The following is a 12,457-nucleotide window of genomic DNA, read 5'->3' as shown; positions in this document are numbered from 1 at the left end:
GAGGTTTACCCGCAGGGCAATATTTCGCGCAAGCCGCAGGTGCAGGAGGGCCGGCTTGCCCTCCTGCTCGGTTGAGGCGATGGAGATAAGGTAAACACTGAACGAATATCAACCGAAACCAGATCCGATTTAACAACCGAACCAATCACCAACCGAACCAATCACCAACCGAACCGATCACCAACCGAATCTGAACCGCTAACATAACTCCAATTGAACATCATGCTGCTCAATAATCTTCATCACACTGGCAGGGGGCATCTGATCTGTGAACAGATAATCAATCAAATTCATATTCCCCAAATTCACCATCGCGTTACGGCCAAACTTGGAGTGGTCGGTCACCAACATCACACAACGGGAGTTTTCGATAATCGCCCGCTTAGTGCGCACCTCATGGTAATCAAACTCCAGCAGAGAGCCATCCATATCGATACCGCTGATACCAAGGATGCCGTAATCAAGGCGGAACTGAGAGATGAAATCCAGCGTAGCTTCGCCAATAATTCCACCGTCGCGGGTGCGGACTTCACCGCCAGCCAAAATCAGGCGGAAATCCTCTTTGGCGGTCAGCAAGGTGGCCACGTTAAGATTGTTGGTCACCACCCGCAGACCTTTATGGTTCATCAGGGCGTGAGCAACGGCTTCTGGCGTGGTGCCGATATCGATAAATAGTGTTGCACCATCGGGGATCTGGCTGGCAACACGTTGCGCAATGCGGGCTTTCTCTTCCGACCACATCACTTTGCGATCGTTATAAGCTGCGTTAACCGAACTGGACGGTAGCGCCGCACCACCATGATGACGGTGGATCTTGTTTTGGTCCGCCAAATCATTCAAGTCGCGGCGGATGGTTTGCGGGCTAACGGTAAAATGCTCCACTAACTCTTCAGTACTGACGTAACCTTGCTGGCGTACCAGTTCAATAATCGCATCATGCCGCTGCGTTTGCTTCACGATAATCCCCTAATGCGCCTGGTTGTTCCAGGCAGTTATTGTGCAGTTCTTACGCTGCTGCGCGTATCCCAGAATGCCATTAATAGCCCAATAATCAAACCTGAGACATGAGCGGCGTTGGCAATCGACAAACCTAAAATATCGAAATATCCGGCAACCAGCCAGAGAACAGAAAAAGCCATCAAGCCGCGGGGTAGCGAGATACCACGCTCGGGTGCGCGCTCGCCAGTCAGCCAGACATAGCCCATTAGGGCATAGACCACACCAGAAAGACCACCAAAGTTCACGCCGCTAAACAGCGACTGCCCCCAACCACTGAACAGGGCGGAAACGATAGTTAATACCAGCAACTTGCCGGTGCCAAGTCGTTTTTCCATCTGCCCACCGAGATACCACCACCACATCAGGTTAAATAGGATATGCAGCAGTGAAAAGTGTAGGAAAGCATGGCTGACCCAGCGCCAGATTTGCAGATATTGGCTACTATCGCGGGGCCAGGCAAGCCAGGACATCACGGCGTTATCGCCGAATATCTGCATTAGTAGATAGATGGCGATGCACAGCACCATTATACTCAGAGTCAGTGGCCCGGCCTGGCTGCGCAGTGTCTGGAGGTAGGAAAAGCGCTGATAGGGTAAATTAGAGTGCAAGTTACCTGATTGCCAACTGGCGGCTTGATAGCGCGGATTCAGCGGATCAAGCAAAAACTGCTCCAGCTCATGCTGCACCAGGGGGAGTTGCTCATCATCAGCTAACCAGATCTCAGCGCCCTGAGAATCAGGCCGGAGTTCCAGCGGCACATTGCGGGTGGCCATATAATCAACAAAGGCCTGCGCCAGACGTAGATTAGAGATTGCTATCACACGGATCATATTTTTTTCATTCTAACGTGAAGTTATAAATCTTATAAATGCGATTAAGGCGCTTAAAAATATCACAATTGGGCGAGTATTAGCTAACAGGCAGACACCACCTCTTGTGGGTAGCTTCTGGCCCAGGCTTCAAAACCTCCGTCAATGCTGTAAACCGCATCAAAACCTTGCTGGAGCAAATACTGCGCAGCACCCTTACTACTGTTACCGTGATAGCACATCACCATGACGGGTTGTTCAAAATCGGTTTGCTGCATAAAGGTATGCAGGCTGCTATTGGTCAGGTGGAATGCGGTTGGCGCATGACCTGCTTCGTAACTTTGTGGATCGCGAATATCTACTAAGACCGCGTTATTCTCTTGCAAACGGCTGTGCGCCTGCTCAACACTGATTGTTTCAAACTGTTCCATATAGCCATTAAGCCCTAATGCAGATGAGTGATGTTAACGCACTATTGTAAGCGATTTTCGCCAGACAAAAATCAACAAGTTATATAGGGGTATAGGTGCTCTTTTAAAAGGGCATACTTTATAAAATAGGGTTTTATATAAAAGAAATTTTTATTGCAGGAGGTAGAGTTATACAAACTGACATAGAGGGTATTTCTTATGAGTAGTATTAATGCAGGGTATTTTTCCAGTCATAAGTTAACTGAAAGTGATTTATATTCTCTTCAAGTAAAACCTGATGGGTTTAAAGCTCAATTAACACTGTGGGAAAAACTTATAGATTTTATTAGATTGATAACTTGCCAAGAAACGAAAGGTTGTGCACTGGAAAATTTAAATAAAATTATGCATGAAAATAATTTAGTAGATAACCCAATTGAGATATTGGCTGCATTCGAAAAAATACTGCCAGATGAGATAAGAGAAAAAGTTAGTTATTGTATTCACTGCGAGGTTGAGTGGGATGAGGAAAAACTTAAAATCAGGAGTGGGAAAAAAATTAAAGCTATAGATATAAAGTACAATGACAACTTTATAACGATAAACCCCGAGCAGTGTTGGTTAACAAATTATGATAAAGAGATAATAAAAAAATCAGGATTAAATATTTTTGAGAAATTTGAGAAATATGGTGATGCAAGTAATAATGATGGAATCAATAATATTGAGTGGGATGAATATCTCAATGGAGTAAGCATCAGAGAGAGTTTCATTTTCAACACGATAATTAACGAATACATTAACTCCTCAAGTGAGAAAGAAAAATGTTTCGTTAGAATAATCTACAATAATGATGATAAGCTAGTTAAGCCAGAGCGGGTTGTCCTGATGGCTAATGGTGATCCTTATTTGGCAATACCAATCGAGTCAGGAGAAGAAGGAAAAATACCATATTTTTGCAAGGCTTTTGATATCAAGACAGTAAAAATATACACGACTTCGCCATATGGAAAAATAACTGATGAATTAATGTCTCTTGACAAGATATTGGCATGTTTAGATTATGATAAAATAGTTGCGGACTATAAATTAATTGATGATCTCATCAAGATAATAGAAAATTTAAAAGGGTCGATTCAGCTTAATGAAATAGTTAGAAAGATAGATATTCATGCTAATGCTGAGGAAATGAAATTTGAAAGTCTTATTTCCACTGCTTTAGATGCAGTTAAAGACATTAAGAAAAACAAGTTTGAACGTGAGGTCGTCAATAATATCATTGAAAATATAAAGGATAAAATAATTCTTTTTAAAAATAAAATAGTATGTAAGGAATATATTAATCCGAATGACGGAGCGTTAAGCATTAATTGTGCTGAAAATATTATTGAATCTGCGAAGAAAAAGTTAACACCTGATGAAAATAAAGCAGGATTAACTGATGCTGATTTAGATATATCTAATATGGAGAAGTTTGTTAAATATTGTAAGGAAAGTCTAAACTTAAAACCTACCGTGCAGAATATTAAGAATATTAAGAATATTAAGAATATTAAGAATATTGCCAATGAAAAAGGCATCGTTGATATTCAGCAGTTATCTGAACTTGAAAATAAAATAGCTATGAATAACGCTTTTGATAAGCTATATTATTTCGCCTCAAATGATGACAAAAATTCATGTATTAGCTCAATTCGTGAAGTTGAAGATTTATTATTAGCGTACCAACCACCTGAATTAATTAATAATGGAATGCAAGAAATGTCAAAATTTGCCGATGAGCTTTGGGATTTTAATCCCAACTTATTTATTCCAAGTGGTTTTTATAATGATTATTTATATGCTAATAAAACATTGGTCGAAGAAATTAAAGCCTTGCTTAACTTGTCACGTGATAATCCGGAAGTATTTGAAGCTAACGCTAAGCGTTTTTTAAAACAAATATATGAAGTAAAATCAGTATTCTTAGATGATTATGTGAAATGTTTTGATGCAGAACGAATTTGTGAAAGCAAGGATATGTTAATGGTGTTTAATTCCATTCTCAATCGAATCGAACAGAACAAGTCTATCGATGAGGGTAAGAAAACCACATGGCTTTTACAGGCTAATAAGCGATTACAGGATGAAAACAACCGTAAAATAAACATAGCTACATCGACATAATGAAAAAGCAGGGCATATTCGCCCTGCGGCTTAAATATACCCCATCATCTGTAATAACCGCTGCGCTTGCTGTACTGCTTCCTGTCGGTGAGCGACACCCAGCTTTTGATACAAATTACGGATATGGGTTTTAATGGTGGTTGCCGCCACCTCCAACTCGCTGGCTATTTGCTCGTTACTGTAGCCAGAATAGATCAGCCCCAACACCTGCCATTCACGTTGGGTCAGCGGGCTGGTGCGAATCAATTCCGGTACTTGCGGGTGAGTGAGTAACTTATCGACGAAGATCTCATCAAAATGAGCAAATTTATGCCGATGGTGCTGGTTAAGGTCTTTCAGAATTCGTTGGGCGCGGAACTGTTCCAATTCAGGTAGCGCATTCAGTTGAATCAGCTGGCGCAGCTGTTGTGCCATGGCCTCACCTTCAATCACAAAATGGCTGATAAAGCCGGTGCGATTGGCCAGTGACAGTGATTCAATCAGCGCTTTTTGTGCCTCGCCTTTACGTTCGGTTTGCCAGTAAAGTGTATTGCTTAACAATAAGTTACGGTTGAGATCGCTGGTTAAGCGCAGGCGGCGAGCATTCTCATTTAGTTCGTCCAACACCACTTCGGCTTCATTAAAACGCCCCAACATAATCTGAATCCGGGCAATATTGCGCCATTGACCCTGTAAAAAGTGGTTATCGGCCATGCCCGGTTTTTCTGCCTGACGCAACCAATTCGCTGCTGCGACTTTATCGCCGGTCATCTGCCAGTGGATCACTCGTGGTTTATCGGCATTGGTTACCCAGTCGAGATGATACTGGCTGCCATGTTGCAGCGCCTCGCAGCGCTGGATATACATATTGGCGTTATCCAGATCCCCACGGGCCAGTGAACACTTCGCCAGCATCGCCAAACACTGCAACTGCTGTTGCGGCTGGTAGTTCACCAGGATTTCGATGCCCTTACGCGCAGCTTCTTCTGCCTCATCCAGCCGTGACCATGACCACAACACCTGAGAGCGAATGCGCAGCAAGAATTCATGCATCGGTAGCTGTTCAAGGTGTTGCTCATGAATCAGCTCAAAGGCTTTATCCTGAGTCTCATAGGCCGCCTGTAGGAAGCCCTGAGCAATCAGAATTTCGCTCTGTTGCAGCAGCGCCCATAGAGCGTAGTGATAAGCCTCATGGCGGCGCGCCATCTGCTCGGTTTGCTGCATCATCGGCAGCGCACGGCTCAGCTCCCCCTTGCAGTGATGCACCTCTCCGGTGACGGAGGTGGCCACGATCCGGCTGTAAAAATTCGCCATCGGCAGGTACTTCAGGGCCTCGGTAGCCAGTTTTTCGGCTTCGTCCGGTTTACCGGCATTGATTGCCACCTGAGCACGTAGCGCATCAAATTCAGCACGTAAAATTTCATCGATCGGAATTTTACGCTCCTGCATTGCCGCTTCCGCGCGCTCAAGCAGAGTATTGACCTCGCCGTAGCGGTGCTGGCTCTGCGCCAGCCAGGCTTGCAGTAGCGCCAGCTCTGGATTCTGTACCAATAGCGAGTAAGGCAGGGCGACCAGACACTGCTCCAGTAGCGCCAGCTCACTGTGGTTAAATAAGGTCCAGGCGTGTTGCAGCAAAATATCGCGCAACATGCCGACATCACCGGCAGCCAGCGCGTGGTGGATCGCCTCCGCGGGGTAGCCCAGCGCCATCCAACCCTCCGCTGCCGCGTGATGTAGCTCCGGCAGCTCTAGCGCCAATTCCCACTGGCAGCGCTGACGCAGGAAGGTGGCAAATAGGGGGTGGAAGCAGAACCATTCGCCGCTGTCATCCATACGATGAATGAATAATCCCTGACGCTCTAGCTCTTCCAGCCGCTGTTGGCCATTGTCTTCTCCGGTCAGGCGCACAATCAGGGCATCATTCATGGAACGTAATACCGAGCAACGCAGCAGGAAAGCGCGGGCATTGCTATCAACCTGATCCAGCACTTCATCGACCAGATAGTCTGACAGATGGCTGGCATTCAGCCCCGCGAGGCGCCTGGCCGATTTTTGCGCCGAGGAGTTGGGCTGACGTGAAGACAGCGCAATCAGTTGCAGCGCTGTGGCCCAACCTTCAACTTCATCACACAGGCGGCTGCTATCACCCTGCTCCAGTGGCGTTGGCAGGCGGCAATCGAAAAATTGCTGTGCTTCCTGATGATTAAACGCCAGCTGCTGCATCCCCAACTCCAGCAATTGATCGCGCACCCGCAGGTTAGCAATACCCAGTGGCGGTAAGGTGCGGGAGAGTAAAATCAGTGTCAGATTTTCTGGCTGATGGCGCAAGAAGAAGCGCATGGTCTCATGAATGGCGTCATTGGTAATCAGATGATAGTCATCGATGACCAGGTAAAGCGGGCCGTCCCAATCGGACAACTCGATGAATAATTGAGCAAATAGCGCGGAGAGGCTGGCATATTGATGCTTCTGGCTGAGGGCTTCACTTTTACTGCAATGGCCGCCAGTCGCTAGCTGCACTGCGGCGACAAGATAGGTGGCGAAGCGTTCTGGCTGATTGTCACTTTCATCCAGAGAGTACCAACCGAGACAGGATTGGTCGGCAGCCCATTGAGCAATTAGCGTGGTTTTACCGTACCCCGCCGGGCAATTGATTAAGGTCAGACGATAGTTCGCCACACCTGATAACTTAACCAAGAGGCGGTCACGTATCACGGTATTTTGTAGCCGTACCGGGCGGCTCAATTTTGATGGGATCAGCATACTGTATCCGGTTTTAAAGAGATCCGGTGAGAAGATGTCCTGGCGATTGATATGTCCATTTGTAATGAGTTGTTACAGGCATTCATAAGAGTAATTATTTTTAGCCTCGTAATTAATCAGCACTGCTAAGGTCTGATAACAGCCATCTTATTGCAATAGAGTTAATGTTTCCTATGGCTGTAAGTTGCACCGGATCACAATTTTAGCTACGCCCTGCGACTCATCCCCAGCTAATCCTCCGGCAGGATGATGCCCTTGCCGCTTCTACTTGGCAGGATAAGGGTAAAATTACCCAATCCACAGGATAGAGACCTCCCTATGTCACAGCCTATGCTTAAAAAGGATGATTTCCTGGCCGCACTGACCCGCCAGTGGCAGCGCTTTGGCTTAACCTCCGCTCAGCAAATGACCCAACACCAATGGTGGGAAGCGGTCAGTGCAGCATTAGCCGAACAGTTATCTGCCCAGCCTGCGCCAGCGAAAACCAAAAAAGTACAGCGCCATGTTAACTACATTTCGATGGAGTTTTTAATTGGTCGTTTGACGGCAAATAACCTGATTAACTTGGGTTGGTATGACCAGGTGGAAGCCGTGCTGGCTGAACAGCAGATTAACTTGAGTGATCTGTTGGAGCAGGAAACCGACCCGGCACTGGGCAATGGTGGGCTGGGGCGTTTAGCGGCCTGTTTCCTTGATTCGATGGCGACGGTTGAACAACCTGCCACCGGCTATGGCCTGAATTATCAGTATGGCCTGTTCCGTCAGTCGTTTAGTGAATGTAAGCAGCAGGAAGCGCCAGATAATTGGCAGCGTGAGAGCTATCCGTGGTTCCGCCACAATGCCGCACTGGCGGTGGATGTCGGTTTTGGCGGCAAGTTGGAAAAACAAGCGGATGGCCGTCAGTTATGGCGCCCGGCGTTTACTTTGCGCGGCGAGGCCTGGGATTTACCGGTGTTGGGCTATCGTAATGGCATCACCCAGCCACTGCGCTTATGGCAGGCGACTCATCAGCATCCATTTGATTTAACAAAATTTAATGATGGCAAATTCTTGCTGGCAGAACAAAATGGCGTTGAAGCTGAAAAATTGACCAAGGTGCTGTATCCCAACGATAACCACCTGGCCGGTAAGCGCTTGCGACTGATGCAACAATACTTCCAGTGCGCCTGTTCGGTGGCCGATATCCTGCGTAAGCACCATCTGGCAGGCCGTAAATTGGCTGAGTTGCCGGATTATGAAGTCATTCAGCTCAATGATACTCACCCGACGATCGCTATTCCTGAAATGCTGCGCGTACTGCTCGATGAGCATCAGCTAAGCTGGGATGCTGCCTGGGCGATTACCAGCAGAACCTTCGCCTACACCAACCACACCTTGATGCCAGAAGCCCTTGAGTGCTGGGATGAAAAGTTGGTTCGCAGCTTGCTGCCGCGCCATTTTGTCATTATCAAGCAGATCAATGCGCAGTTTAAAAAGCTGGTCGATAAGCAGTGGCCGGGCAATGACGAGATTTGGGCCAAACTGGCAGTGCATCATAATAAGCAGGTGCGCATGGCCAATCTGTGTGTCGTCAGTGGCTTCGCCGTCAATGGTGTCGCGCAATTGCACTCGGATCTGGTTATCAAAGATTTGTTCCCTGAATACTATGAATTATGGCCAAATAAATTCCACAATGTGACTAATGGTATTACGCCACGCCGTTGGTTGAAGCAATGTAATCCGGCGCTGTCTGGCCTGATTGATGAAACGCTGAAAGTGGAGTGGGCGAATAATCTGGATGCATTAGCCGGCCTTGAGTCTTATGTAGACGATAAAGCTTTCTGCAAAAGCTATCAGCAGATCAAATATGACAACAAAGTTAAGCTAGCTGAATATGTTAAGCGCGTTATGGGGCTGACTATCAACCCGGACGCCATCTTTGATGTACAGATTAAGCGGCTGCATGAATATAAGCGCCAGCATTTGAATCTGCTGCATATTCTTTCTTTGTATCGCCAGATCCGCGATAACCCGAATCTGGATATTGCACCGCGCGTGTTTCTGTTTGGGGCCAAAGCAGCGCCCGGTTACTATTTGGCCAAAAATATTATCTATGCGATAAATCAGGTCGCCGATAAGATCAATAACGATCCGATCGTCAAAGATCGCCTAAAAGTGGTGTTTATCCCCGATTATCGTGTCTCAGTCGCGGAATTGATGATCCCAGCGGCGGATGTCTCTGAGCAGATTTCAACTGCGGGTAAGGAAGCTTCCGGCACCGGCAACATGAAATTGGCGCTGAATGGTGCCTTGACGGTAGGCACGCTCGATGGTGCTAACGTCGAAATTGCCGAACAGGTGGGCGACGACAATATCTTTATTTTCGGCAACACCGTGGAGCAGGTAAAAGCCATTCTGGCCAAAGGCTATCAGCCACAAAAATACCTGAAAACAGATGCGCACCTGAAAAGTATTCTGGATGAACTGGCCAGTGGGGCATTCAGTCAGGGTGATAAACACGCCTTTGACATGATGCTGCACAGTTTGCTGGAAGGGAGTGACCCTTATCTGGTGCTGGCTGACTTTGCCTCATATTGTCAGGCGCAGCAGCAAATTGATGCCCTGTACCGCGATAAAGATGAATGGACCCGCCGTACCATTCTTAACACCGCCCGGGTAGGGATGTTCAGTTCTGACCGTTCAATTCGCGATTATCAATCGCGGATCTGGCAAGCCAAACGTTAAGGAGAAGACTGCATGGATCGTAAATCGCTCGATCAAGCAGCGACACTGGCAGGGATCGCCGCCAGCTATATTAATGCTCATGGTAAGCCGCAGGCCACTTTGCCGGAAACCAAGCAGCAGTTGTTGGCGGCCATGGGGCGTATGAATGCGTCCCATGTTACCCAGACAGAGAAAGCACCATTACCGGTGGTAAAAGTATTTATTTTTGGTAGCCCGATGCAGCTGCCAATGGCGGGGTCAGGCGATTATCATTGGCAGTTGCAGACAGAAAAAGGTGATTTACATCAAGGGCGTATCAGTGCGAACAAAACATTGACCCTGCCCACGGCCCTACCACAGGGTTATCACCGGTTGATTCTGGAGCAAGGTTTGCAGCAGTGGCAGTGCTCGGTTATCGTCGCGCCGAAGCGCTGCTATGAGCCGGATGCGTTACTGGCCGGGAAAAAGCTGTGGGGAGCTTGTGTGCAGCTCTATACCCTGCGCTCTGAGCGCAATTGGGGTATCGGCGACTTTGGCGATTTAGCCCAGATGCTGGGGCAGGTCGGGGAGCGGGGCGGCGCTTTTATTGGCTTAAATCCGATTCATGCGCTCTATCCGGCTAACCCACAAAGTGCCAGCCCTTATAGCCCCTCATCCAGACGCTGGCTGAATGTGATTTATATCGACGTCAACAGCGTGGATGAATTTAAGCACAGCGAAGCGGCACAAATCTGGTGGCATCGGCCCGAAACCCAACGCATTTTGGCTGACATTCGCGCCAGTGAATGGGTTGATTACCCGCAGGCCATGCAGCTTAAACTGACCGCTTTGCGTTTGGCGTTCCCGCTGTTTACAGCGCGGAAAGCAAAAGATACGCGGGTGCAGGCATACCATCAGTTTGTTGAGCAGGGCGGCAGTAGCCTACATCAACAAGCTACCTTTGATGCCCTACATGCCCATTTGAGTGAAAATGACCCCATGATGTGGGGCTGGCCGGTGTGGCCTGCCGAATATCGTGATGGAAATAGCAGTGCGGTGGCTGATTTTTGCCGTAAGCACGCGGATGATGTGAACTTCTATCTGTGGTTACAGTGGCTGGCCGCCAGCCAGTTTGATGACTGCTTCCGTGACAGCCAGGCGCGTAAAATGCCGTTGGGTCTGTACCGTGATTTAGCGGTGGGTGTAGCTGAAGGTGGGGCTGAAACTTGGTGTGATCGCGAGCTATATTGCCTGAAAGCCTCGGTGGGCGCGCCGCCTGATATTTTAGGGCCGCTCGGTCAGAATTGGGGCTTGCCGCCGATGGACCCGCACGTGATGGTGGCTCGCGCCTATCAGCCGTTTATTGATTTGCTGCGCGCCAATATGACCAGTTGCGGTGCACTGCGTATTGACCATGTGATGGCGTTATTGCGTTTGTGGTGGATCCCTTACGGTCAGACGGCAGATCAGGGGGCATATGTTAAATACCCGGTCGATGATCTGCTGGCGATATTGGCGCTGGAGAGTCAGCGTCATCACTGTATGGTGATTGGCGAAGATTTAGGCACTGTACCGGTCGAGATTATTGGTAAGTTGCGTGATAGCGGCGTGTACTCTTATAAGGTGCTCTATTTCGAGCATGACAGTGAGAATATTTTCCGTGCACCGCAGTCTTATCCGGTTCAGGCGATGGCGACTATTACCACTCATGACCTGCCGACACTGCGAGGCTATTGGCAAGCAGATGATCTGACACTGGGCAATAAGCTGGGGTTATATCCGGACCAACAGATATTGAAGCAGCTCTATCTCGATAGAGAACGCGCCAAGCAAGGGTTGTTGGAAGGGCTGCATCATTATGATTGCGTACCTAAGAAGGTGGGTCACAAAGCTTCGTTACTGGCGATGAGCCCGGTACTCAATCGTGGATTGCAGCGCTATGTTGCTGACAGCGCCAGCGCGTTATTGGGCTTGCAGCCAGAAGATTGGCTGGATATGGCGACACCGGTCAACATTCCCGGCACGAGCGATGAGTATCCAAACTGGCGGCGCAAGTTGACGGTCACGCTGGAAGAGATGTTTGCTGACAGCCAGGTGAATCGCCTATTGAAGGATTTGGATAAGCGCCGTAAGAGTGTTTCTGCGGGGTGACCTTTTAGGTCGTACAAGGGTCATTAGGTGATGAGTTCGGTTGACATGAGATTGCCGCTCCCCCAACTCTTGATGCCTCAACCGGCTAAGGGTGTGTGGGCGCACACCCTTAACAATCCCGCGCCTTGCGCGAAATATTGTGGCTGCGCCATTCCCTCCAGCAGCCGCTAGCCTCATCAAGCCAACGCGATGGGCATCCCTGCCCAAGCGCGCTTTTCGCGAGCGTCCGTGGCGGCTCACTCGGGCCATCGTCTTTGTCGGCAATATCCCTGATTGCGCTCAACGTCAAAAGATAAACTCGTCACATGCTTCAAGCACATGCGCTCGAGCGAAGCTAACACCGCTGTAGCGCCAAGGATGCAGGATAAGGTCTGTTAACCGTCTAATATTAGCCAAAGTCATTGGTGTTACAGCAAGGCAGTAAGCGAACAAATCCCGATGAGCTGACTTGAGTCAGTGATTCGGGTGAGAGAGCGAAGCTAACACCGCTGTAGCGCC

General features: G+C 48.3%; 7 protein-coding genes. 3 read left to right on the top strand and 4 right to left on the bottom strand.

Annotated features, from left to right (window positions below; genetic code table 11):
* Positions 1-198: 198 nt before the first annotated feature.
* The 3 genes from AACW11_RS12965 to glpE all read right to left on the bottom strand — a co-directional run bounded on the left by AACW11_RS12965 (position 199) and on the right by glpE (position 2,239).
* Complete coding sequence (locus tag AACW11_RS12965) at positions 199-957, bottom strand: DeoR/GlpR family transcriptional regulator (RefSeq protein WP_004878022.1); 759 nt, start codon at positions 955-957, stop codon at positions 199-201.
* Between the two features lie 35 nt (positions 958-992).
* Entirely contained in the window at positions 993-1,829 is an 837-nt protein-coding gene (glpG, locus tag AACW11_RS12960) for a rhomboid family intramembrane serine protease GlpG (RefSeq protein WP_212586908.1), read from the bottom strand.
* Positions 1,830-1,912: 83 nt separating this feature from the next.
* Positions 1,913-2,239 (bottom strand): thiosulfate sulfurtransferase GlpE, encoded by a 327-nt coding sequence (glpE, locus tag AACW11_RS12955; RefSeq protein ID WP_212586907.1) that lies wholly within the window; start codon positions 2,237-2,239, stop codon positions 1,913-1,915.
* Positions 2,240-2,437: 198 nt separating this feature from the next.
* On the opposite strand from glpE, the gene AACW11_RS12950 reads away from it, so the two are divergent.
* Positions 2,438-4,384 carry a hypothetical protein gene (locus tag AACW11_RS12950; protein WP_212586906.1) on the top strand — a complete coding sequence of 649 codons (1,947 nt, stop codon included), beginning with the start codon at positions 2,438-2,440 and terminating at the stop codon, positions 4,382-4,384.
* Positions 4,385-4,414: 30 nt separating this feature from the next.
* On the opposite strand, the gene malT is transcribed toward AACW11_RS12950, so the two are convergent.
* Positions 4,415-7,126, bottom strand: coding sequence for an HTH-type transcriptional regulator MalT (gene malT / locus AACW11_RS12945; protein WP_212586905.1), 2,712 nt, complete (start codon positions 7,124-7,126; stop codon positions 4,415-4,417).
* Positions 7,127-7,444: 318 nt separating this feature from the next.
* On the opposite strand from malT, the gene malP reads away from it, so the two are divergent.
* Positions 7,445-9,850: a maltodextrin phosphorylase gene (malP, locus tag AACW11_RS12940; RefSeq protein WP_212586904.1), complete on the top strand. Its 2,406-nt coding sequence runs from the start codon at positions 7,445-7,447 to the stop codon at positions 9,848-9,850.
* Positions 9,851-9,862: 12 nt separating this feature from the next.
* Positions 9,863-11,959: a 4-alpha-glucanotransferase gene (malQ, locus tag AACW11_RS12935; protein ID WP_212586903.1), complete on the top strand. Its 2,097-nt coding sequence runs from the start codon at positions 9,863-9,865 to the stop codon at positions 11,957-11,959.
* The last annotated feature ends 498 nt before the right edge of the window (positions 11,960-12,457 follow it).

It is taken from the genome of Yersinia sp. Marseille-Q3913, from assembly GCF_963892745.1.
Taxonomy (GTDB): Bacteria; Pseudomonadota; Gammaproteobacteria; order Enterobacterales; family Enterobacteriaceae; genus Yersinia; species Yersinia bercovieri.
Note: the sequence above shows the minus strand (reverse complement) of the source record. Positions and strands in the feature narration are given on the sequence as shown.